At 36.5% G+C, this 24080-nt stretch carries 27 protein-coding genes; 24 read left to right on the top strand and 3 right to left on the bottom strand.

The features are described from left to right. Window positions 1-362 precede the first annotated feature (362 nt). The 15 genes from T513_RS0111015 (at window position 363) to T513_RS0110945 (ending at window position 15637) form a co-directional block, all read left to right on the top strand. Window positions 363-1196: a transglutaminase domain-containing protein gene (locus T513_RS0111015; RefSeq protein ID WP_031590118.1), complete on the top strand. Its 834-nt coding sequence runs from the start codon at window positions 363-365 to the stop codon at window positions 1194-1196. Window positions 1197-1365: 169 nt separating this feature from the next. Continuing rightward, window positions 1366-1824, top strand: coding sequence for a division/cell wall cluster transcriptional repressor MraZ (mraZ, locus tag T513_RS0111010; protein ID WP_338010445.1), 459 nt, complete (start codon window positions 1366-1368; stop codon window positions 1822-1824). Between the two features lie 2 nt (window positions 1825-1826). Then, on the top strand, window positions 1827-2780 hold the full coding sequence (gene rsmH, locus T513_RS0111005; RefSeq protein ID WP_029072379.1) for a 16S rRNA (cytosine(1402)-N(4))-methyltransferase RsmH: 954 nt from the start codon (window positions 1827-1829) through the stop codon (window positions 2778-2780). Next, window positions 2761-3060, top strand: coding sequence for a hypothetical protein (locus tag T513_RS0111000; protein WP_051550640.1), 300 nt, complete (start codon window positions 2761-2763; stop codon window positions 3058-3060). Before rsmH ends, T513_RS0111000 begins: the two co-directional genes overlap by 20 nt. Beyond that, window positions 3060-5198, top strand: coding sequence for a penicillin-binding protein (locus tag T513_RS0110995; protein ID WP_031590116.1), 2139 nt, complete (start codon window positions 3060-3062; stop codon window positions 5196-5198). The genes T513_RS0111000 and T513_RS0110995 overlap by 1 nt, the downstream gene beginning before the upstream one ends. A 71-nt stretch (window positions 5199-5269) precedes the next feature. Then, window positions 5270-6244, top strand: a complete 975-nt coding sequence (mraY, locus tag T513_RS0110990; RefSeq protein ID WP_029070208.1) for a phospho-N-acetylmuramoyl-pentapeptide-transferase — start codon at window positions 5270-5272, stop codon at window positions 6242-6244. Window position 6245: 1 nt separating this feature from the next. Next, a complete protein-coding gene (murD, locus tag T513_RS0110985) occupies window positions 6246-7589 on the top strand; it encodes a UDP-N-acetylmuramoyl-L-alanine--D-glutamate ligase (protein ID WP_029070209.1) in 1344 nt (447 codons plus the stop codon). A gap of 53 nt (window positions 7590-7642) precedes the next feature. Further along, complete coding sequence (gene murG / locus T513_RS0110980; RefSeq protein WP_029070210.1) at window positions 7643-8728, top strand: undecaprenyldiphospho-muramoylpentapeptide beta-N-acetylglucosaminyltransferase; 1086 nt, start codon at window positions 7643-7645, stop codon at window positions 8726-8728. 1 nt (window position 8729) lies between these two features. After that, on the top strand, window positions 8730-9650 hold the full coding sequence (murB, locus tag T513_RS0110975; protein WP_338010444.1) for a UDP-N-acetylmuramate dehydrogenase: 921 nt from the start codon (window positions 8730-8732) through the stop codon (window positions 9648-9650). Further along, window positions 9647-10447, top strand: a complete 801-nt coding sequence (locus T513_RS0110970) for a cell division protein FtsQ/DivIB (RefSeq protein WP_031590114.1) — start codon at window positions 9647-9649, stop codon at window positions 10445-10447. The genes murB and T513_RS0110970 overlap by 4 nt, the downstream gene beginning before the upstream one ends. Window positions 10448-10566: 119 nt before the next feature. Further along, complete coding sequence (locus T513_RS0110965) at window positions 10567-11832, top strand: cell division FtsA domain-containing protein (RefSeq protein WP_029070213.1); 1266 nt, start codon at window positions 10567-10569, stop codon at window positions 11830-11832. Between the two features lie 19 nt (window positions 11833-11851). Beyond that, a complete protein-coding gene (gene ftsZ / locus T513_RS0110960; protein WP_029070214.1) occupies window positions 11852-12931 on the top strand; it encodes a cell division protein FtsZ in 1080 nt (359 codons plus the stop codon). A 53-nt stretch (window positions 12932-12984) separates the two neighbouring features. After that, entirely contained in the window at window positions 12985-13758 is a 774-nt protein-coding gene (gene proC, locus T513_RS0110955) for a pyrroline-5-carboxylate reductase (RefSeq protein WP_031590113.1), read from the top strand. Between the two features lie 18 nt (window positions 13759-13776). Then, window positions 13777-14484 (top strand): polysaccharide deacetylase family protein, encoded by a 708-nt coding sequence (locus T513_RS0110950; RefSeq protein ID WP_051550641.1) that lies wholly within the window; start codon window positions 13777-13779, stop codon window positions 14482-14484. A 394-nt stretch (window positions 14485-14878) separates the two neighbouring features. Further along, window positions 14879-15637 (top strand): hypothetical protein, encoded by a 759-nt coding sequence (locus T513_RS0110945; protein WP_029070217.1) that lies wholly within the window; start codon window positions 14879-14881, stop codon window positions 15635-15637. A gap of 106 nt (window positions 15638-15743) precedes the next feature. Here T513_RS0110945 and T513_RS0110940 read toward each other — a convergent pair whose 3' ends face one another. Then, entirely contained in the window at window positions 15744-16022 is a 279-nt protein-coding gene (locus T513_RS0110940) for a hypothetical protein (protein ID WP_029070218.1), read from the bottom strand. A 144-nt stretch (window positions 16023-16166) separates the two neighbouring features. Here T513_RS0110940 and T513_RS0110935 point away from each other — a divergent pair, with 144 nt between their 5' ends. The 7 genes from T513_RS0110935 to T513_RS0110905 all read left to right on the top strand — a co-directional run bounded on the left by T513_RS0110935 (window position 16167) and on the right by T513_RS0110905 (window position 21042). Next, on the top strand, window positions 16167-16979 hold the full coding sequence (locus T513_RS0110935) for a MurR/RpiR family transcriptional regulator (RefSeq protein WP_029070219.1): 813 nt from the start codon (window positions 16167-16169) through the stop codon (window positions 16977-16979). 18 nt (window positions 16980-16997) lie between these two features. Continuing rightward, window positions 16998-17840 carry a fumarate hydratase gene (locus T513_RS0110930; protein ID WP_029070220.1) on the top strand — a complete coding sequence of 281 codons (843 nt, stop codon included), beginning with the start codon at window positions 16998-17000 and terminating at the stop codon, window positions 17838-17840. Then, window positions 17837-18406 carry a Fe-S-containing hydro-lyase gene (locus T513_RS0110925; protein ID WP_031590112.1) on the top strand — a complete coding sequence of 190 codons (570 nt, stop codon included), beginning with the start codon at window positions 17837-17839 and terminating at the stop codon, window positions 18404-18406. The genes T513_RS0110930 and T513_RS0110925 overlap by 4 nt, the downstream gene beginning before the upstream one ends. Next, a complete protein-coding gene (locus T513_RS0110920) occupies window positions 18387-19220 on the top strand; it encodes a MurR/RpiR family transcriptional regulator (RefSeq protein WP_029070222.1) in 834 nt (277 codons plus the stop codon). The genes T513_RS0110925 and T513_RS0110920 overlap by 20 nt, the downstream gene beginning before the upstream one ends. Before the next feature lie 85 nt (window positions 19221-19305). After that, window positions 19306-19581, top strand: a complete 276-nt coding sequence (locus T513_RS0110915) for an HU family DNA-binding protein (RefSeq protein WP_029070223.1) — start codon at window positions 19306-19308, stop codon at window positions 19579-19581. 72 nt (window positions 19582-19653) lie between these two features. Next, window positions 19654-20169: a flavodoxin domain-containing protein gene (locus T513_RS0110910; RefSeq protein ID WP_029070224.1), complete on the top strand. Its 516-nt coding sequence runs from the start codon at window positions 19654-19656 to the stop codon at window positions 20167-20169. 33 nt (window positions 20170-20202) lie between these two features. Further along, a complete protein-coding gene (locus T513_RS0110905) occupies window positions 20203-21042 on the top strand; it encodes a YitT family protein (protein ID WP_031590110.1) in 840 nt (279 codons plus the stop codon). A gap of 27 nt (window positions 21043-21069) precedes the next feature. Here T513_RS0110905 and pduL read toward each other — a convergent pair whose 3' ends face one another. Next, entirely contained in the window at window positions 21070-21636 is a 567-nt protein-coding gene (gene pduL, locus T513_RS0110900; RefSeq protein WP_029070226.1) for a phosphate propanoyltransferase, read from the bottom strand. A 145-nt stretch (window positions 21637-21781) separates the two neighbouring features. Here pduL and T513_RS0110895 point away from each other — a divergent pair, with 145 nt between their 5' ends. Further along, window positions 21782-23164, top strand: coding sequence for an aminopeptidase (locus T513_RS0110895; RefSeq protein ID WP_031590108.1), 1383 nt, complete (start codon window positions 21782-21784; stop codon window positions 23162-23164). Here the strand turns inward: T513_RS0110895 and T513_RS0110890 are convergent. Further along, window positions 23134-23448, bottom strand: coding sequence for a GIY-YIG nuclease family protein (locus T513_RS0110890; RefSeq protein WP_031590107.1), 315 nt, complete (start codon window positions 23446-23448; stop codon window positions 23134-23136). The two genes, T513_RS0110895 and T513_RS0110890, sit on opposite strands and share 31 nt — an antisense overlap. A 312-nt stretch (window positions 23449-23760) precedes the next feature. Here T513_RS0110890 and rpsJ point away from each other — a divergent pair, with 312 nt between their 5' ends. Next, window positions 23761-24069: a 30S ribosomal protein S10 gene (rpsJ, locus tag T513_RS0110885; RefSeq protein WP_029070229.1), complete on the top strand. Its 309-nt coding sequence runs from the start codon at window positions 23761-23763 to the stop codon at window positions 24067-24069. Window positions 24070-24080 lie beyond the last annotated feature (11 nt).

Genomic DNA, 24080 nt, shown 5'->3' with positions numbered 1-24080 from the left:
CGAGATGATGAATAACATCAATGTTGTTCAGACGATGGGAAACAGTATCAGGAATCTTGCCAAGGAGATTCAAAGCCTGAAAATACTGAGAGAACTTAAAATTTTGTTTAGAAAAAGATTCAATAGAATTAATTAAATGTGTTATACTTTCCATGATGAAACATCCTTTCGTGATATTTTGGTTGGCGCTAAAAGTATAACACAGGTTGTTTCATCTTTTTTAGTTAAATACGAAAAAAGATGATTACTAAGATATACTCAGTAATCATTTTACTGTTTATATAGATAAAATTGAGGGTAGTGTATTAGTGCTATGTGATATAGATTTTTGACACTACCTTATTATGATTGGGGGAAAATCCATGAAAATATTTAAACGTCTGATCATTCTTGTGGTAGTTGCCATTGTGGTAAATGTCGTAACCAATAAGTTCTTAGATTATTCATCGTCAAGCAATGATAATCAGAGGCAGATCAGCCTATTGCGAAAAGCGATGGTTAATAGAGATTCTGATGCGACAATACATTATGTGACGAAGGGTGATGAAAGCAAGACATTGGGAAAGACGCTTTTTGAAAAAGCGGTAGCCTACACCGGTGTTGCAGATGAAGGAGATTATATTAAATACAATCTTTCTTCCTATAGAACAAGAGTCAGCTATGTCAAGAAGGTAGGAGAATATCAGTATGATATTGATTATCATTTTGAATTCTATACTAACTTAAAACAAGAACAGGCGGTAGCCACTAGAGTAAAAGCGGTGGCTAAAACGTTAGAGGGTAAAAGTGATTATCAGAAAATCAAGTATATCAATGATTATATTACTTCCCATGTAAGCTATAGAAATATTGGCACATTGGCACATACAGCCTATGGCGCTTTGCATTATGGAAAAGCAGTCTGTCAGGGATATACCTTATTGATGTATCGTATGCTTTTGGCATGTGGAATCGATAATCGTATGATTGTAGGAACAGGGTTCAATGGAGAAAGAAGTGCTTCTCATTCATGGAATATCATCAAGTTGAAGGGTGCTTATTACAATAATGATGTAACTTGGAATGATACTGTACCTGCCAATCAGTATTTCTTAAGAGGAAATAATTATTTTATAGCTACTCATCAAAGCGATAAGGAATATCAGAGTACAAGTTTTAGGACAAGTTATCCTTTATCTAATACAGATTATGTGTAAGGAAGAGCTAAGCTCTTCCTTTTTTTGTCACAATATAACTAATTATGAATATAGTAAAGAAAGCATCAGGTTATGCACATTTTATTGTGAATACAGCCACAGTTTTTTTGGATTTTCTTATAGAAAAAGTGTACAAGTGCAAAACAGGTTGTTATAATAGTGGTAAACAGTGGCAGAAAGTGGGAAAAGGTGGTGGATTCTGGTGTTCTTTGGTGAATATAGACACAACATGGATACTAAGGGCAGACTATCTATTCCTTCAAAAATGCGCAATCAGTGCGGATCTTTGGTCTATGTAACACGTGGAAACGAAGGATGCCTGAATGTTTACAATGAGGAAGGATGGAATGCCTATTATCAAGGGTTGGCACAGCTTTCTCAACGTAAAAAAGAAGCCCGTAAGTTCTTGCGACTTGTGCAGTCTAAGACTCATGATATTGAGTTTGATAAAACGGGACGTATTAATATTCCTGCAGATTTAAGAAGTTTGGCAGGACTAGAAAAAGAATGTGTCATCATTGGTGTAGGTGACCATATGGAAATCTGGAATCAGCAGAAATGGGAAAGCTACTATGAAGAAAATGATGCAGATTTTGATGAATTATCAGAGATGTTGGAAGAGGAGTAATTATGTTTGAACACAAAAGTGTGATGTTACATGAAGCGGTAGACGCTTTACAAGTAAAAAAAGATGGTATTTATGTGGATTGCACACTTGGTGGAGGTGGACATAGTTCGCAGATTCTTTCACAGCTAGAGAGTGGACACCTTTACTGCTTTGATCAAGATCAGCATGCCATTGACGCAGCAAGCGAACGTTTAAGCAAGATTAGTGATCATTTTACGATCATTCATTCGAACTTTAAAAATATTAAAAGTGAACTTGAAAAACGTGGAGTCTATAAAGTCGATGGTGTACTTTTTGATTTAGGTGTCTCATCACCACAGTTTGATGAAGCTTCAAGAGGATTTAGCTACAATCTTGATGCAAGATTGGATATGCGCATGAACCAGCAGCAAAAGCTAAGTGCTTATGAAGTTGTCAACGAATATTCGTACAATGATCTTGTACGTATCTTATTCAAATACGCAGATGAAAAATTTGCGAAATCTATTGCCAGAGGCATTGAGAAAGAAAGAGAAATTCAACCGATTGAAACAACTTTCCAGTTGGTTGATGTAATCAAGAAAGCGATTCCAGCTAAATATCGACGTAAAGGCGGACATCCTGCAAAGAGAACTTTCCAGGCTATTCGTATTGAAGTCAATGATGAGCTAGGTGTATTTGAAAAAGCATTGGATGATGCTTTATCAATGCTTAATGTCAATGGAAGAGTAGCAGTGATTACATTCCAGTCATTGGAAGATAAGATCTGCAAATATCGTTTTAATGAATTAACGAAGATGCCAGATCTTCCAAAGAATATTGCGATTATTCCTGAAGGACTTGAACCATCCTTCAAGAAGGTTACAAGAAAACCAATTCTGGCGAGTGAAGAAGAATTGGAAGAGAACCATCGTTCTCATTCCGCAAAATTAAGAGTGATTGAGAGGGTAAAAGAAAATGGGGAAGAAAAAGACTAATGATCCAAAAGTTTTAATTATTGCTAAAAGAGTTGCTTTTTTTGCATTTGTCGTTGCCATTTTAGGTAATATTGTCTTTAACTCACTTGAAATGGATATTAATGCCAAAACAAAAAAGAGACAGGATGAAATTTCTGCTATTCAATCAGATATTGATGGGCTTGAAATTCAGAAATCAGAGCTTGCTTCATTTTCTAGATTGAAGAAAGTAGCAACTGCTAAAGGCTATACATATAAACAGGGATCAACTGCTGCAGTCGTAGTAAGTGAGGATAAATAGTGAAAAGAAAGAAAAGAGATCCAAATTATGGTATTATTGCTTTAAAGAGAATAATGGCGGTAGTCGTAGTAGGACTAATCGCCAATATTGCTTATCTATGCGTAACTGGTAAAACAATCGTTAGTGGAGAAAACATTCGCGATTACAATAAGACACGTGGAGCTGGTCGTATTACTAAGACAGAATATGCGACTAGAGGTACGATCTATACAAGTGATGGTGAAGTTGCTGCTAAGGATGTTAAGAGATACAATCTGATTACATATATTTCGCCTATTCGTGTTACTGCAAAAAATGAGCCTGCGTATGTAGTTGATAAAAGAAAGACTGCTAAGGCTTTATCAAAGATTCTTGGAGCAGATGAAGAGTATCTTTACAAGAAGATGCAATCAAAGGGTTATCAGGTAGAATTTGGAAACTACTCTAAAAACCTATCTGCTGTTGTGAAAGATAAGATTGAAAGATTAAAATTACCAGGATTGGAATTTAAAGAAGTACGTTCAAGAAACTATACTTTTGGTGATTTTGCATCGTATGAGATTGGCTATGCCAAATCAGCAAAAGATGATGATAAGCAGCTCGTTGGAGAACTTGGTATCGAAAAGAGCTACAATAATTATCTTCAAGGAAAAAATGGAAAACAGATCTATTTGATTGATTCCAAGAAAAATGTATTGCCAGGTGGGGAACTTTATTATAAGAAATCAACACCGGGTAATGATGTTTATTTAACAATAGACAGCCGTATTCAGACTGAGCTTGATTCATTGATGAAAGAATTTATTGAGAAAGCTAAGCCTGATAAGGCAACATGTGCGATTATGGAAGCAAAGACAGGAAAAATTCTTGCAGTAAGTGATTATCCTTCTTTTGATCCTAATAAGCGTAACATGAAAAACTTCAATAGCATTTTCTTAAATGATGCCTATGAATGTGGTTCTGCATTCAAGGTCTTCGTCTATGCGAATGCGCTGACTGATAAAGTGTTAGATATCAATGATTACTATCATTCGGGGGTCTTCACTTATCGTTCAGCAGGTAAAGTGATTGCCCAGATTCATGATGTCAATAGGACAGGTTGGGGTAGAATCACTTATGGAGAAGGATTATATCGTTCTTCCAATGTAGCTATCTGTAATATTTTACAAAGCAAGACAAATATGAAATCATTGATTTCTGATTATGACCGCTTAGGATTCTTTAAATCTAGTACGGTTGATGGCTTGACATCAGGTTCTGGGGTTAAAGGATATGATGGGAAATCAAAGAGTCTTGAATACTATACAACTGGATTTGGACAAGGTTCTTCTGTAACACCATTCCAGCTGTTAAGAGGGTATAGTGTTTTTGCAAATGATGGAAAATATGTTGAACCTTATCTTGTAGAAAAGGTTGTTAATCCGACTAACAAGAAAACAATCTATTCTGCTAAGACAACATATTCAGAGAAGATCTATTCTACTGAAGCAGTAAAGACAATGAAGTATCTGATGTATGGTGTTACTCACAATAAGGCTGGTACAGTACATGCGCACTATAAAGATTCTGAAGTTGATATTATCGGTAAATCTGGTACTGGTCAGGTGGCAGTAAATGGTTCTTACTCAGCATCACTTCATTCACATACATTTGCAGGTCTTGCACCTTATGATGATCCAGAAGTTGTCTTTGTGATTACATGGCAGAATACATCCAACTATACTGGAGATGCTGCTAATGTCATTAAGGCAATTGCGAAGTCCGCGTTGAATATTCATAAGGATAGTTCTAAGAAAGTTAAGACGAATACTTACACGATGCCAAACTTTACAAATCAGTCTGTAGAGTATGCCAATAATATGTTAAAGAAGAATGGTGTTACACCAATCATTATTGGAGAAGATGGCAAGAGTGTTACAAATCAGTATCCTGAAAGTCAATCGACAATTACATCGTCGTCACGTGTTATGATTGCAACCGATGGCAATAAGATCATCATGCCTTCAATGGAAGGATGGTCAAGAAAAGAAGCGGAAGCTTTTGGTGCTCTTTCTGGGGTTACAATTGAAACTGAAGGAGCAGGTACAATCTATAAGCAGGATGTAGAAAAAGGTGCTGAAATCAAACTAAATCAAAAGATTAAGGTTTATGCAAAGTAGCATAAACCTTATTGTTAATAATGATAAATTATGCTATAGTGTAGGCGTTTAACAAAGGGGAGAAAAACGTTATGAATCTTATTAGATTAGTATTAACTTTTGTCGTGGCACTCTTATTTGTCTTGCTGACAATGCCACAGGTTATTCCATTCTTGCATAAGCTTAAGTTTGGACAGATTGAAAGAGAGGAAGGACTTGCTTCACATAAAGCTAAGCAGGGGACACCTACAATGGGTGGACTTGTCTTTATTATTGCAGCTATCGTTGCAGTGTATTTATGCAATATTGAATTCTTGAAGAATCCCTATATTAATCTTCTTGTTTTTGCATTAGCTGGCTTTGGCTTTATTGGTTTTGTAGATGATTACTTAATTGTAGTACAAAAAAGCAACAAGGGATTAAGACCGCTACATAAATATCTATTGCAGTCAGTATTTGCGATTGGTTTCTATATGTTAGCAGCGAGAACTATTCCTGAATTTAGTCATCAGATTACGATTCCGTTTACACAGTTGAATGTGGATCTTGGATGGCTTTATCCAGTACTTGTTTATTTCATGTTTACTGCTGAAAGCAATGCGGTCAACTTATCTGATGGACTAGATGGATTGGCTACAGGATTAGTCATGATTGCCATTGTTCCCTATATCATCTTCGCATTGATCTTAAAAAATTGGGCTATTGTGATCTTCTGTGCAGCAATGATCGGGGCATTAGCAGGCTTTATGCATTTTAACTATAATCCAGCTAAAATCTTTATGGGGGATTGTGGTTCTTTAGCATTAGGTGGTGTTCTTGCTGCATTATCAATCTTAACAAAGCAGGAACTGCTATTGATCTTAATTGGACTTGTTCCACTATGTGAAACACTGTCTGTTATTATTCAGGTTATTTCATTTAAGACTAGAGGAAAAAGAGTCTTTAAGATGGCACCTATCCATCATCATTTTGAAATGTGTGGATGGTCTGAAACAAAAGTAGTACTTGTATTCTGGCTTGTAGAAGCATTAGCTGCTATTGCCAGTGTGTTGATTGGAGTCATGTAAAATGGAAATAAAAGATAAGAAAGTCTTAGTATTAGGTCTAGGAAAATCAGGTCAGGCAGCTATTCGCCTTTTGGAACATTTTGGTGCTAAGATCACTATCAATGATGGAAGTCCAAAAGAAAAGATTGCTCATTATGATGAGTATATCAACAAGGGGATGGAAGTTATCTACGGTGGTATGCCTGATGAATTATTTGAAAGAGATTTTGATTTTGTCGTAAAGGTACCTGGCATCAATTACCATGCACCTTATGTTTTAAGATTAAAAGAACGTGGTATTCCTGTTCTTACTGAAATTGAGTTAGGCTATCAGGTAGCCCGCCCTCAGCATTATATTGCGATTACAGGAACAAATGGAAAGACGACAACGGTGTCTTTGCTTTATTCAATCTTAAAGCATGCTAATAAGAAAGCACACATTTGTGGAAACTATGGTATTCCTTATTGTGATGTTGTTATGGATGAACGTCTTTATGAAGAAGAAGGACATGATATTGTACTAGAGATGTCTAACTTCCAGCTATTGGATATTCATGAATTTAAGCCACAGGTTTCAAGTGTCTTGAACTTGACTCCTGATCATCTTGATTATATGGACAGTCTTGATGAATACTATGCATCAAAGATGAGAATCTATGAAAACTGTGATCAGGATGCGATCTTTATCAGAAATCTTGACGATAAGACTTTGACATCTTATCTAGAAAAGATTCCTCCTCATAATAAGATTGAAACATTCTCAGTGCATCAGGATGCTGATTGTATGTTAAAGGATCGTACAATCTACTATAAGGGAGAAGAAGTTATCACTCGTGATGAAATCAAGATTGTAGGACTTCATAATATTTCTAATATCATGGTTGCTATTATTGCCTGTGTTCATAGTAACGTATCATTAAAGACAATTAGAGAAGCTATTTCATTATTTACTGGGGTAGAACATCGTCTAGAATATGTTACAGAGAAAAATGGTGTGAAGTTCTATAATGATTCAAAAGGGACTAACACTGATGCCGCAGTGATTGCGATTAAGGCTTTTGAGAAACCTGTTATCTTATTGATGGGTGGACATGAAAAAGGATTGCCTTTAGATGATGTACGTGCATTAAATGATCACATTAAATACCTTGTGACATTTGGTGAAGCAGGTCATCGTTTTGCTTGTGATATGCATCATCCTCATACTTATGAAGTCTCTCATATGAAAGATGCTATCTTGAAAGCTAATGAACTTGCAACAAGTGGAGATGTCATTTTGCTTTCTCCTTCTACTAGCTCATTTGATGAATTTAATAACATGGGTGAAAGAGGAAGAAAATTTAAAGAAATCGTTAAGCAGCTTTAAGGCTGCTTTTTGAGAAAAAAAGATAATATGATACAATAGATAAGGTGATAAATATGAAAATAATAGTAAGTGCCGGAGGGACAGGAGGACATTTATATCCTGCTCTTGCATTGGTAGATTATATTAAAAGTCAAGATCCTACAGCAGAGTTTCTTTTTGTAGGAACAACTGATCGATTAGAAGCGCATGTCGTACCTGAATTAGGTTATGCCTATAAGGGACTTCATGTAAAAGGACTATCAGGTAATCCTCTTCAGAAAGTAAAGAATGTTTTGCTTTTTATTAAGTCATTATCTCACTCGAAGAAGATCTTAAAAGAATTTAAGCCTGATTTAGTTGTTGGATTTGGTGGCTATCCAAGTGCATCCATTGTACTTGCTGCAAGCAAGAAGAAGATTCCTACTATGATCCATGAACAGAATTCTATCATTGGTTTAACAAATAAGATCCTCATCAACAAGGTTGATGAAATCATCTGCTGCTATAAGCAGGCGCTTGAACAGTTCCCTGCTGAAAAGACAAAGCTATTAGGAAATCCTCGTGCCAGCAAGGTGTGGGAAAATGATCTTAAGGATGTACATGATATCTATAATATCCCTCGTGATAAGAAGGTTGTTGTGATTGTAATGGGATCTTTAGGTTCAGCGACTATCAATAAGACCATGGTTTCTGCATTAAAGAAGATGGAAAATGAAGATTATCATATTTTATATGCGACAGGAAAAGCGCATTATGAAGAAATGAAGAAGGAAGCTTCTTTCAATGATAATATTCATATTGTACCTTATATCGATGATATGCCTAGCGTATTGAAGAGCAGTGATATTATTGTATCTCGTGCGGGAGCGACAACTTTAGCAGAGATGACCTCTCTTGGCAGTGCTTCTATTCTTATTCCAAGTCCTTATGTTGTGATGAATCATCAGGAACATAATGCGATGGAATTAGTTAACAATGAAGCAGCCCTTATGATTCTTGAAAAAGATCTTAATGAAGATGAATTAGTAGAAAAGATTTCATTATTGATGAACAATGATGAAATGAGAGAAAATATGAAAAAGAATGCTAAGGCTATGGGAAAACCTCATGCCTGTGAAGACATTTATGGTGAAATTAAGAAACTCTTAGAAAGGGGTTAGTATGATGAATATGACGACAATCTATAATGAATTATTGGCGCTAGATATTGGGGAAGTCATTCAAGATGAACCAATGTATAAGCATACGACCTATAAGGTCGGTGGACCAGCGCGAATCTTCTGTGAACCTCGTGGTATTGATGAGTTAAAGAAAGCACTTAGTTTTATAAGAAATCATCAGTTAAAGTATATGGTACTTGGAAAAGGCAGTGACCTGCTTTTCTCTGATAGTGTCTTTGAAGGAGTTATTGTTTCACTTAATGCCTTAAATAAAGTGCATTATAATGGCAATATTATTAAGGCACAATCCGGTGCTAGCCTTATTGCATTGGCTTATCAAAGTGCTAAGGTAGGTTTGTCAGGATTTGAATTTATGGGTGGTATCCCTGGAACAATCGGGGGAGCACTCTATATGAATGCAGGTGCTTATAAGTACTGTATTGCGGATGTTTTTGAGTCTTGTCAGATTCTTGATGAAAACAATGAGATTATCACTTTAAATAAAGAACAGATGCAGTTTGATTATCGTCATTCTATTTTACAAAGTCATCCTGAATGGGTGATCATTGAAGGAACATTCAAAATGAATGTGAAAGATCCTAATGAAATAAGAGCGGTGCTTGATAAACGTAAAGAACGACGCATGTCGTCTCAGCCTTGGAATTTTGCAAGTGCCGGCAGTGTGTTCCGTAATCCAGCCAATAAAGCCGCATGGCAGTATGTCGATGAAGTGGGCCTTAGAGGATATGAAATCGGTGGAGCACAGGTGTCACCAAAGCATTCTAACTTTATTGTCAACAATGGATATGCATCCGCTAAGGATGTTCTTGATTTAATACATTTGGTCGAAAAGAGCGTTAAAGATAAATTTGGAGTAGAACTCAAAAAAGAAGTTATTCTTGTCAACTGGGAGAATCTATGACCAAAAGACAAGCGCAGGAACTATTTGGAAACATAGGGGAATACAATAGTGATCCTCGTAAAGTCCTGCTTAGAAAAAAGAAGAAGCTAAGATTAAAAAAGAAGGCAAAGATCTTTCTTTTCCTTCTCGTTTTATCTTTGATTGTACTCTATTTTATCTCTGATCTCTCAAGAATTCGTACCATTAGTGTAGAAGGCAACCAGACAATCTCTACCAAGTATATTCAGAAGGTATTAAGTCAATATAAGAAAGATACGATTTTCTTGCTTAATACCAACAAGGTAGAAAAGAAAGTATTGGATATGCCACTTATTAAGAAAGCAGATGTTTCTAAGAATCTACTAGGACATCTGAGTGTTCGTGTAAGTGAAGGTGATATTCTTGCTTATGCGACAATCAAGAATAAGACATATATCATTGATTCAATGGGACATGTCTTTGAAAACAGTCCTGAAATGGGACTAGGTGATGTTAAGAAATACGTGAAGGTTTCTCATTTTAAATCTTATGGACAATTGAAAAAGTTTGCAAAAGAATATGTCAAAATACCAGAAAATGTACATAGTTCGGTAAGTGATATCATTCTTTCTAATTCTAAGACGGAACCTTTCAGGGTACGTATGATTATGGATAATGGAAAAGTTCTCGTTGTAAGAGTCAATGAGATGGTTGATGTATTTGAAAGATTTGATTATCAGGCCAATAATGTCGTTCAAAAAGATGTACAGACGTATGTCTTTATGAATGGAAAATTGTATATGTATTCATCTGATGATAAATTTGATTATAAGAAATAAACCTTTTGTTTAGACAAGAGGTTTTTTTTACAATAAATTGTATACTTTTTGTCTTACTTTATTTCAATAAACCTTGTTTTATGATAATATAATTATATGTGTAAATGGGGAGAATAAATATGAAAGAAATATATGCCGTTTTAGATATCGGATCAACGACAATTAAATTACTGGTAGCTGAAACAGTCAGTGCAAATATTAATATCCTTTTCTCTAAGAAGATTCCAAGTCATGGTATCAGCAAAGGAGAAATAAAAGATATGGATGCGGTCGTAGAAGACATTCATTCCATTGTTAATGAGGCAAACAAAGAATTGAATACGACTATTCAAAGTGTTGCGCTCGTTCTTCCATCACATGATGCAAGAGTTTATTTGGGAGATGGCATTACTAAAGTAAATTCTCCATCAGATAAAATCGGTGTTGATGATGTACTACGTACAATCAAGCTTTCTAGAAGGTTTGAATTAAGCAAGAATGAAGATGTTGTTTCAACGGTGGCTATTCGTTATCATACAGACACCAGAACGCTCGATAAGATTCCACTTGGAGTCAGATCAGCATCTCTTAAAGCAGAAACAATGATCATTGCAACACGCAAGAAAACGTTATATGCCTATTTGACAGCGGTAGAAAAAGCAGGTCTAGAGCTGTTGGATATTACAATAGATGCCTACGCTTCAGCGAAGGAAGCATTTGATGCAGTTTATTTACAGGAGGGCGCTATTCTTATTGATGTAGGATATCGTTCATCTACAATTGCATTCTTTGAAGATGGATACTTAAAGTATTTAACACAGGCCCCGGTGGGAGGCTTTGACTTAACAAAAGCAATCGCAGTAGAATGGCAGATTCCAATGAATCAGGCTGAAGTCTACAAGGTAAAGTATGGAACATGTCAAAAAGATCTTGGCAATGAAGATGTAATTCTTTCTTCTAACGTGGATGGACGTATTGTCAACTATACGCAGAAAGATTTATCTGGCGTATTGACAAGAGCTGTTCAGGACATGATGGAAGTTGTTAAAAGCAAGATTGATGTAATCAACGATGGACGTAATTATGAAACAGTCATTGTTGGTGGTGGAGGAGAGCTGCCTTTCTTTGATGAAGTGGCTACAGATGCTCTTGGATCACCAGTAAGATGTTACCGTCCAGAAACAATCGGTGCGAGAGATATGACTTTTGTTCCATCGTTAGGTATGGTTTATTATCTCAATGATCGCAAGGAGCTGCTTGGTGAACAGAATGTCTCATTGACTCTACCTGATTTGTCAAGTACAATGAATATGCGATTAAAAGGGTTAACAAAAACAAAAACAGAGACAGAAAATAAAGGTCGTTTTAAAAGATTTTTAGAAGCGATTTTAAGTGATGATGAGTAAAGAAAGAGGATAGAGGACTATGGATTTAAATATGGATTTTGTTCAGGTTGCAAATATTAAAGTAGTGGGAGTTGGCGGCGGAGGATGCAACGCTGTCACAAGAATGGTTCAGGATGGCGTTAAAGGCGTAGAATTCTATGTAGCCAACACTGATGCACAGATGTTAAAAGGTATCAATGATGTAGAAAAATTAATTTTAGGTAAAGATTTAACTCACGGACTAGGTGCCGGTGGAAATCCAGAAATTGGACGTAAGGCTGCAGTTGAAGCTGAAAATGATATTCGTGAAGCTTTAACTGGTGCTAACATGGTCTTTGTTGCTGCCGGTATGGGCGGTGGAACTGGTACTGGTGCTGCACCTGTCATTGCTAAGATTGCAAGAGAACTAGGTGCATTGACAGTAGCTGTTGTCACTTCTCCTTTCTCATTTGAAGGACCAAGACGTGCAAGACAGGCACAGGCTGGATTAGATGAATTAAAACAGAATGTCGATTCTATTATCGTCGTATCTAACGACCGTCTATTAGATGCTATTGGTGGTAGACCAATGGGTGAAGCATTCAAGGAAGCAGATAATGTGCTTCGTCAGGGTGTTCAGACAATCACTGACTTGATTGCCATTCCAGCATTCATCAACCTTGACTTTGCGGATGTATCTTCAGTCATGAAAGATCGTGGTGCTGCATTGATCGGTATTGGTATGAGCGATGGCGACAACAAGGCAGAAGAAGCTGCTAAGAGAGCTATCTCTTCTCCACTTCTTGATGTATCTGTTGCTGGTGCTAAGGATGCAATTGTTAACGTAACTGGTGGACCAAATATTTCATTATATGATGCAAGTACAGCTTTAGCTGCTATTCAGGAAGCTGTTGGTAATGAAGTTAATACAATCTTAGGTGTTGCTATTAATGAATCATTAGATGATCAGATTATCGTTACAATCATTGCAACTGGTTTCGAAGAAGAAGAGGAACCAACAATGCCTGAAACTTCGTATACAGCTAAGACATCTCGTAAGATTCCATCTTCAAGCTTTGATGAACCAGAAGATGAAATCGATGATGATGTACCTGCATTCTTAAAGAATAGAAGAATTTAAAAAAAGAAGCTAACAGGTGACTGTTAGCTTTTTGTATAATCGAGGAGGAAATTATGTACAAATTTGGATTTATTGGGATGGGGAATATGGCTTCTGCCATCCAAGAAGGCTTTATTAAAAAAGGGGCTGTACAATCAGAAGATATCTGTGGATGTGATCTTTCTGAAGCAGCACAGAAACGTGCAATCGAAAGAGGCGTAGCTGTCTTTGATGATGCTAAAGAAGTCATCAATCAAAGTGAAATGATCTTTATTGCTGTAAAGCCACAGGTTGTTGAAAAGGTTATTGCCCCAATTAAAGATGATTTAAAAAACAAGGCTGTTGTATCAATGGTATTAGGATACGACTTTACTAAATATGAAACAATGCTAGATTCTTCTACTAGACATTTAACATTTATGCCAAACACACCAATCCAGGTAGGAGAAGGTATGGTACTTATTGAAGAAAAACATTCATTAACAAATGAAGAATTCAATTTTATCAAATCATGCTTTGAAAAAGCAGGTTCAGTAGAAATCTTGCCATCTCACCTTATGAATGTCGGTGGTGCCTTGTCAGGATGTGGACCAGCATTCATCTATATGGTCATTGAAGCATTAGCTGATGGTGCAGTCGCAAAAGGACTTCCACGTCAGGCTGCCTACACATTAGCTAGTCAGACAGTATTAGGTAGTGGAAAGATGCAGCTAGAAACTGGTATTCATCCAGGAGAATTAAAGGATCGTGTAACATCACCAGGTGGTTCTACAATCCGTGGTGTCAGAGCACTAGAAGATGGTGCTATTCGTTCTGCTTTCATGGCAGCTATTGAAAAATCAATGTAGTAGAAAAGAGGGATAATCTTGAAGGGATTTAAACTGTTAATCGTTTTGCTTGTTTTTTCTTTATTGCTTCCTATCGGAAGTGTATCTGCTAAAGAAAAAAAGATTGTTTATCTTACATTTGATGATGGACCATCACAAAATACACCAAAGGTTCTTAAGGTCTTAAAGAAATATCATGTAGTAGCTACATTCTTTGTCACAGCTCAAGAACCAGCTTACTTCAAATATATGAAGAAAGCTTACCAGATGGGAAATGGTGTTGAAGTTCATACATACTCACATGACTATAAGAAAATCTATAGTTCAACTAAAGCTTTTTGGAAGGATCACGAGAAGATGAATAAGATTGTTAAAGCCTATACAGGACATTCTTCAAAAATCTTCAGATTCCCTGGTGGAGCTTCCAATACCATCTCACGTCATTACTCACATGGCATTATGAAGAAGCTTGCTAAAGAGGCGAAAGAAAAAGGTCTTATTTATCAGGACTGGAATGTCAGCAGTGGGGATGCTGCGGGAGCCACTGTTCCTTATAAGCGTATAGCAAGAAATGCGACTAAGAGCGGCAATATGAATCACTGTGTTATTTTAATGCATGATATGCGTACAAAGACCACAACGGTAAAGGCTTTGCCAAAGATCATTAAATACTACAAGAAACATGGATATGCATTCAGAAAATTATCTAAATCATCATTCCAGGCACATCAGCATATCAATAATTAGTGGATTTTAAAAAAAATCCACTTTTTTTAAAAAAAGACTTGTAAACGCTTACAAGTTATGATATATTTTAATTACAAAGAAGGAGGACTGATTAAACCAACTTCTTAAAGAAAAAAGATACTCTAAAATAGAATCTGACCTGGCATAACAAAGAATAGGTTGAGAAATCATTCGGAAAAGCCAAAGTAGGACTATCAAAACTGATAGTAAATATTCTGATGATGCAAACAGAAATCTATGAGCGAGAAGAGTCATAGGTGGAGAGCTCAATGAAACGAATCAGAATAGAGAGCCAAGAATAATAAGCTGGAAAAGGTTAGATTTTAAAAGAGTATCTTTTATTTTGCAAGAAAACTTCTATTTGTATGCGTATAGAATAGTAGGAGGCATACTTATGGAAGAATGGATCTATTTGAGTCAGCCGTTTTTTAAAAGTGTCATGCACAGCTTAGATGAGCAGTTCATTAAGCAAATCATTGAATCTCTTATTAAAGAAGACATCACCAACTTATCTATCGAAGAAGGAGATCTTCTCTTAGGTACATTTTATAAAAAAGAGATACGCTGTCACTTTATAATAGAACGTGTAGAAACCTTTGAACTGCTTTTTAAGCAGCTGATGTCAAGCTATACTTACGGTGAACCGTTTTATCAGATTGTTTTTACTGGTATAAAGAGAGATATTTTTATTGAGACATTTACTTATCGTTCATCTCGCACAATGCTTTATGATAAAGGAATGCGTACTGATCTCATTTCTTTGACTTGTCCAAATAGGGATGATAGTTTTCTTTCTCATTTTGTAGAACAGCTTACATCTCCTTCTAATGAAGATGAATTAGGCTCATCAATACTTTCATGTTTCCATCATTTCATTGAAAATGAAGAAAACATGAAAAGTGTCTATAGGGACTATTATCAAGAAGAAGTCAAAGCCATCAAGCAACAGTGCAGTTTATTAAAGAAACAGCTGAAGCTCTCAGAAGAGCGTCAGATCAAATCCCAGGTGCTGTTTTTAAAGAAGGTATTTATTCAGCGCTTTGGGGATATGAACTATCGTTTTTTGGATTATCTTTCTCACAATGAACTCGATCATCTGATAGAAAACTGTGTCACTTTAACTTTTGAAGAATTAAAAAACTATATCGAATGAAAAAGACTGAACAATGCGTTCAGTCTTTTTTGTGAAATTGAGAATATAGTGAGCCAAGTCCAATGGCAGCTACAATGATAATAATAATCTGCATGTCTATCGCCTCTTATAGAAAATAATCTCGTTTCCATTTACGCAATGCTTCTAGAAACAGTGCGTGTGATTCTTCTTCAATGTTATTGTGTTCAATATTCATGATTGCATCATGGTGAGCAGCTAAAATGGAATCAATCTCTGCTTGTGCTTCAGGCTTGTCAGAAGAGGCATCGAGCATTTCATTTCTAAGTGCTTCTGATAACTGATCATGGGAGAATTTATCATACTCCCAAACGTGAGAAATATTAATGATATTTTGTAATGTTCTACTTATTAATTCTCTATCCATGTAATCACCATAAAATATTTTATCAATTTATGAAGTGAGATGCAATTGAATTTAAAATCTAATAGAAAAAAGGAATGAAATCACTTTCATAAACCGCTATCATAAGATATAATATGATTATTGAAGAGAGTAGGGGAGGATATTATGAAGAACCTCTTTTATAGATTGATTATTTATTTAGATACCGCAAATGAAAAAGATACAAATTATAACATTGCCTTGTTTATGGCAAACAACTTTGCATTGATTTCAGGAATGCGTATCAGTGAACTGGCCAACGCATGTTTTGTATCGCCAGCAACTATTTCACGTTTTTGTCGTGCATTGGGATATGAGAACTATGCACACTTAAAACAGGAGTGTCAGATGTTTGAATCTGATGTACATAAATTTAATAATCTGATCAATATCCCAGCTGCCAAAATGAAGTCGCAGCCTGTAGCCGCTACAAGAGAGTATGTCAATCAGGTTATTGCGACTATGCAGGATTTACCAGACTCATTGGATTGGAATGTGATTGATCAGGTGCTAAAGCTTATTCATGACTGCAAGCAGGTTGTATTCTTTGGAACACAGTTTTCCAACAGTGCAGCTATGCATTTCCAAACTGATCTATTAATGCTTGGAAAGTTTACGACTGCCTATATGGATACTGAAAGACAGCTTGAATGTGCCATGAATATGACTAAAGATTCAGTTGCCATTGTCGTTTCAGTCAATGGTCATTTTATGGGTACTGCCAGCAAGATGATGAAATATCTAAAGAAATCTAAATGCAAGGTCGTACTTATTACCAGTGAAGAAAGAAACTTCCTGAATATTCCAATTGATTATCGAATTAAGCTCAGCATGCCAAAAGATGGCAAGTCAGGCAAGCATGCCTTACTGACTACCGTTGAATTGATGAGTTTAAGATATTACACGCTTTATAGTCCTTCGGAAAAAAATAAGCGTTAGCAATTGAAAGGAGACAGTATGAGAGTTATTGAAGCATCCTTGATTAGTGAAAAAGTAAAAGAAATGTGCATTGAAGCAAACTATGCTTTACCTAAGGATATTTATGCACTTCTTAAAAAAGGAATCTCTCAAGAAGAGATGCCTCTTTCTAAAGGTACATTGGAAGTAATCAAGCGGAATGCGGATATTGCCAAAAGCAAGAAACGACCTATCTGTCAGGATACAGGCATGGCCTGTATATTTATTGAACTGGGTCAGGATGTTCATATTGAAGGGAATCTGACTGATGCCATTAATGAAGGTGTAAGACAAGGGTATGTGGAAGGCTATCTTCGTAAAAGCGTAGTCGCTGATCCACTCTTTGAAAGAAAGAATACCAATGATAATACACCAGCCTTGATTCATTATGAAATCGTGCCTGGTGATAAGCTGAAGATCATTGTAGCGCCAAAGGGATTTGGTAGTGAGAATATGTGTCAGCTTAAGATGCTTAAGCCAAGCGATGGTGTCGAAGGCGTTAAGCAATTTGTATTGGACACTGTGGAACAGGCGGGACCCAATCCATGCCCACCTATTGTCATAGGTGTGGGGATTGGCGGAAACTTTGAAAATGTGGCACTGCTTTCAAAGAAGGCGATGTTAAAGGATGCAAATGAACATCATGAAGATCCACGTTATAGTGCTTTAGAAAAAGAGCTTCTAGAGAGCATCAATGCCTTAGGCATTGGTCCAGCAGGATATGGTGGAGCGACGACAGCTTTGTCTCTTCATATTGAAACACTGCCCACTCATATTGCCGGATTGCCCTGTGCCGTCAGCATCTGTTGCCATGTGGCAAGACATAAGGAGATGGTATTATGATTTCAATTCATACACCTTTGACACTTGAAAAAGTCAAGAGTCTTCATACTGGCGATCAAATCAAATTAAGTGGGACAATCTATACTGCCAGAGATGCAGCGCATAAACGGATTATTGAAATGTTAGATAATGGTGAAGAGCTCCCTTTTGATATGAGGGATGCGATTATATATTTTGCAGGACCGGCGCCTGCAACTGATGATGAAGTAATTGGTCCTTGTGGACCAACGACATCCTATCGTATGGATGCCTATTCTCCTCGTTTATTAAAAGAGGGATTAAGAGGCATGATTGGCAAGGGAAAACGCAGTCAGGATGTCATTGATACAATGAAAGAGACACATGCCTTATATTTTGGGGCTATCGGCGGGGCTGGCGCAATCATGGCTGATTGCATTACTTCCTGTGAAGTGATTGCCTTTGAGGATCTTGGTCCAGAAGCAATAAGAAGACTTGAAGTTAAGGATATGCCTTTAACAGTCGTTATAGATGATGAAGGTCATGATCTCTATGAAATTGGTAAATTAAAGTATACGGAGGGACGATATGCTAAGATCAATAAATAATTATAATGAAGTAGATATCCTATATACTCTTATGAGTTATGTGAATGTTTCATCTTCACAGGATATGTACTACACAATCGCAGAAACGATTCTTGATAATCTTGATGAGATTCCAAACATCTCAATTAATGATCTTGCGAACATGTGCTATACGTCACCAGCAACGATTTCAAGATTCTGTAAGGATCTAAACTGCAAGAGTTTTGCGAGCTTTAAGAAAGAGCTGCAGATTGCCTTGGATCTAGCCAATGACGAGATTCATCTTGAAGAAGAAGAGAAAAAGAAGTTGGCAGAAAATCCTCAGGAGATTGTCAATAAGATCTATGAGGAAACAAAGAAATCATTAACATTAGGACAAAGTTCAGTACAGATAGAAGATATTGATAAAATCTGTGAACTGATGCATTCTTCACCAAGAATTCATATGTATGCCTATCAGTTCTCTAAGCTTGTCTGCAATGATTTCCAGTTAAAGATGCTTAAGCATAAAAAGTTTATCTACTCTTTTGTCGAAAGAGGTGATGAACTACAGAAGCTTGATACAATTGAAGAAGGAGAATTGGTCATCATCGTAACAGTTCGTGCAAGAAAGAAAGCAATGGACAATCTTGTCTCTAAATTAGCAGAGCGCAAGCCACAGATTCTTCTTGTGACAATGAACCAGGATTACGAGAATGAAGCAATCAGTCATTACTACAGATTGCAGGGTCATGAGAGTGACTACACACAATCTGCAATGATGGGTACAATTGACATGTTAAGCTTATTTAATGTTATTTATTTACGCTATGGACTTAAATATTCTAATATGTAATCCTTGTATGTACTTTCTATGTTTGGTATAATTGAAACAGGGTAAAAAACCTTGATTATAAAATAAGAAACGGAGATAATAATCTATGAAAAAAACAGAATTAGTTGCAAAAATGGCTGAAGAAGCTGGCTTAACTAAAGTACAGGCTGAAGCAGCATTAAACGCATTTGTAGAAACTGTAAAAGAAGCTTTAGCAGAAGGTGACGAAGTACCTGTTGCTGGTCTTGGTAAATTTGAAGTAAGAGAAAGAGCAGCTAGAAAAGGTATCAATCCTGCTACTAAGGAACCAATTGATATTCCAGCATCTAAAGCTCCAGCATTTAAAGCTTCAACTGCTTTAAAAGCATTATTAAAGAAATAATATCAAAAGGGCGAATGCCCTTTTTTCTTTGAGTATTATGTATTAAACTAAATAGTAAGGGAGGGTTCGATTATGATTGGTATTCTCTATAAAAGCAAGCATGGCTCTACAAGAAAAATCGCAAAGGTGATTAACACATATCTAGGTGATACATGCCTATTGATGGATTATAATGATTTAGACTTCCAAAAGCTTTCTTCTTGTGATACACTCATTCTCGGCATTCCTGTCTACTTTGGTAAGCTTGATGAGGAAATGGTCAGCTTTATAAAAAAGAATCAGGACTTTTTGATTGAACGACACTATTCCATTTATGTAACCGCGTTGTTCTTTAGTGAATTTATGTCTTATGTCACTAGAGCTTTTGATTATGAGATCTTAAAAGATGTCAAGACGATGGCAGGACTTGGTGGTGCACTCTATTATCCTGAGCTAAGTATTTCTGAAAGAATGCTTTTGACCATTATGAATAAAAGACGTCCTTATATGCCTAAGGAACGCAATGGTGAAATCTTTGAGAATTTTGATAATGAAGAAATCGAGATTTTCGCTAAAAAAATAAAAAGAATTGATGATGCCAAGGCGTAAGTCTTGGTATTCTTGTGTCTAAAAGGGGTTTTTATGAAAGTATTAAAAGAATATGCACTTATGTCTATCGCAACGCTTATTATTAGCTTAGCTGTCTTCTTCTTCCTGGTGCCTTCACATGCGGCAGTATGTTCAATCTCCGGATTGGCTATTGTGTTGTCGCATTTCATGCCTCTTTCAGTTGCTGGTATTACGATGATACTTAATATTACATTATTGATCATCGGTTATTTTCTGGTAGGAAAATCATTTATTTCAAGAACTGTCTATGCCAGTATCCTTTTACCGGTGCTGCTTTTATGTCTAGAACATATATTCCCACATTTTCATTCGTTGACCAATGATCCATTATTAGATGTCATCTGTTACATCTTTACTGTCAATATCGGGGCAGCGATGCTTTTTAATGCTAATGCATCATCTGGTGGGATTGATATTGTCGGTAAGATCATGAATGTCTATTTTGGAATAGAAGTAGGAAAAGCTATGTCAATGGCAGGTATCCTAATTGCCTTGTCAGCTATTCTAGCCTACGATACAAAGACGGTGATCCTTTCTCTGCTTGGTACTTATCTTAATGGGATGGTATTGGATCATTATATCTTTGATCAAAAGTTAAAGCGAAAGGTCTGCATTGTGTCTAGACATGCGGAAGATATTCGGCATTTCATTATAGATAGTATGAAATCAGGGGCTACTCTTTATCGTATTGTGGGAGCCTATCATAAAGAAGAACGTGATGAAGTTGTCGCTATTGTAAACAAGAGCGAATATCGCACGTTAATGAACTATGTCAAAAAGAAAGATCCAACGGCTTTTGTGACAGTCTACAAAGTCAGTGATATGCAGTACTGTCCAAAACAAGTCGAATAAAAAAAGCCCGCGTAAGCGGGCTAGCTTTTATTTTACGATAGTTCCTTTTTTAGGACCACCAGCAGCGTTAGATTCATCAGTATCAATATGCATTGCAAGAGCGTAGTTGTCAGATACTCTGACAACTGTATCGCCAAAGATTAGTGAACGACCTTCGGTTTCGATTTTTACATTTACGATTTCACCGTTAGCAACATTGAAGCGTTTGGCATCATCTGGTGTCATGTGGACATGGCGCTTTGCGGCAATAACACCTTTTGTTAAAGTGACTTCACCTTTAGGGCCTTTTAGGACACATCCTTCAGTGCCTTCAATATCTCCTGATTCTCTAATAGTGGCATTAAGACCTAAAGCACGCGCATCTGTCATAGCGACTTCGACCTGGCTTGCCTTGCGGACAGGGCCGATGACTGACATGGCTTTTTCTCCACGGCTTCCTACGACTGTTACTTTTTCATTGCAGGCAAACTGTCCTGGCTGAGAAAGATATTTTTTCACAGTAAGCTGATAGCCTTCTCCAAATAGGGTATCAAGGTCAGCTTGTGAAAGATGCACATGACGTGCTGATGTTTCAACGATAAATTCTTCCATAATTAAAACGTACCTCCTACACCCATCTTACTCCTATTTTATTCTTTTTTAAAGTAGAAATGTAAGAGTTTACATTGAGGAGTTAAGTCGTATTGCTTGATTACGTTGAAAAAAACTTTTACAATATACGACAAAGGAGTTGAAAAAAATGGAAAGAAAAACTTTGTGGGAATCATATGATGAAGCACAGCTTCATGATATGAATGAAATCGCAGAGCGATATAAGATCTGTCTTGATTTAGGGAAGACAGAAAGAGAATGCGTAGACCTTGCTAAAGATATGGCTGAAAAGCATGGCTATGTATCAATTGAATCATGTTTAAAGGAAAACAAGAAGCTTCAAGCAGGTGATAAGGTATATGCCATCTATAATAATAAGGCAGTCGTGCTTTATCATATTGGTAAAGATTCTATTGAAAATGGTATGAACATTCTTGGTGCTCATATTGATTCACCTAGATTGGATATTAAGCAGAATCCTTTATATGAAAAAGAAGGTTTTGCTTATCTTGATACACATTATTATGGTGGTATTAAGAAGTATCAGTGGGTTACTATCCCTCTAGCTCTTCATGGGGTTATTGTAAAGATGGATGGTACAACTGTAAAAGTGAATATTGGAGAAGATGATAATGATCCAGTCTTTACTGTTACTGATCTTCTAATTCATTTAGCAGGAAATCAGATGTCAAAGAAAGCTAATGTGGTTATTGAAGGGGAATCTCTTGACCTATTGGTTGGTAGTCAGACATTAAATGATGTAGAAAAAGATAATGTAAAAGCTAATGTCTTAAGATTACTTAAAGAGAAGTATGATGTAGAAGAAGAAGATTTCCTTTCTGCAGAATTAGAATTAGTTCCTGCAGATAAAGCAAGAGATCTTGGCTTTGATCGTTCTATGATTCTTGCTTATGGTCAAGATGATAAGATCTGTGCTTGGACTTCATTATTTGCGATGTTGGATATTGAAACACCAGATCGTACTGCTTGTACATTATTAGTAGATAAAGAAGAAATTGGTTCTGTTGGGGCAAGTGGTATGCATTCTAAGTTCTTTGAGAATACTACTGCTGAACTTATGGCATTGATGGGATTTGATTCTGATCTTTCAGTGAGAAGAGCTATTTCTCGCAGTAAGATGTTGTCAAGTGATGTCTCTGCTGGCTATGATCCACTTTATGCGGATGTCTTTGAAAGCAAGAATGCGGCTTTCTTAGGAAAAGGTATTGTCTTCAATAAGTTTACTGGTAGTCGTGGTAAGTCTGGGTCTAATGATGCGAATGCGGAATATATTGCAGCTATCAGAAATGTTATGGCGAAAAATAATGTGCAGTTCCAGACTGCTGAACTTGGTAAAGTTGATGTTGGAGGCGGAGGAACAATCGCCTACATCATGGCCAACTACGGTATGGAAGTTATTGATGCAGGGTTAGCTGTTCTTTGTATGCATTCTCCACAGGAAGTATGTTCAAAGGTTGATGTCTTTGAAGCAGTAAGAGCTTATAAGGCATTCTTAAAGGATATGAAATAATAATCGAGAGGGTTGATGCTTTCTATGACTGATAAGTCATGGGAGAGGATCAATGCCTCTTTTTTCTTTTTCGTGAGCTTTTTTATACGATATTCAAGTTTAGAAGCTTTTGAACGGTTTTCGCATTGCCAGATGGCTTCTATATATAAAGGAGGATGGGATTTGGTATATTTTGCACCGGCGGCTTCTTTATGGAAGTGCTGGTGCATGCGTTTTTCTATATTATTGGTTATTCCTGTATATAAGGAATGGTCATTGCAGCGTAATATGTAGATATAGTACATCGTTTTCACCTCTTTATTATAGTAACATATAAGATTGTTTTATTTTGTATACAATCTATAAATGGGGTAATTGTTTAATGTAAACACTTACATTAATAAAGAAAGAGGTTTCTTAAAAAAAGTCCGAAAATAAAGGAAAAAAATCAAAAAAAGTATTGCATTACTGAAATGAATAGGGTAATATATCACTGTTGTGAAACGCGTAGATGTGCGAGGTTGCTGAAACGCTGACAGCCGTTGTCATGAACGGAAGGGTGTCTCAGGGAATTCGCATTGAGCGTTGTCTAACAAATAGACAAGGAGGAACAAATCATGGCAAACAACAAAATCAGAATTAGATTGAAATCATTCGATCACAAGATCTTAGATGATTCAGCAGAAAAGATTGTTGGCGCTGCTAAGAAATCAGGCGCTCAGGTCGTTGGTCCAGTACCACTTCCTACAGAAAAAGAAATTTATACAATCTTGAGAGCTGTTCATAAATACAAAGATTCTCGTGAACAGTTTGAAATCAGAACTCACAAACGTCTTATTGACATTGTGAACCCAACTCCAGAAACAGTTGACGTATTAACTCGTCTTGAATTGCCATCTGGTGTTGACATTGAAATTAAATTATAAGAAAGGTAGAG

It is taken from the genome of Kandleria vitulina DSM 20405 (assembly GCF_000702065.1).
In the GTDB taxonomy this organism is placed as follows: Bacteria; Bacillota_I; Bacilli_A; order Erysipelotrichales; family Coprobacillaceae; genus Kandleria; species Kandleria vitulina.
Note: the sequence above shows the minus strand (reverse complement) of the source record. Positions and strands in the feature narration are given on the sequence as shown.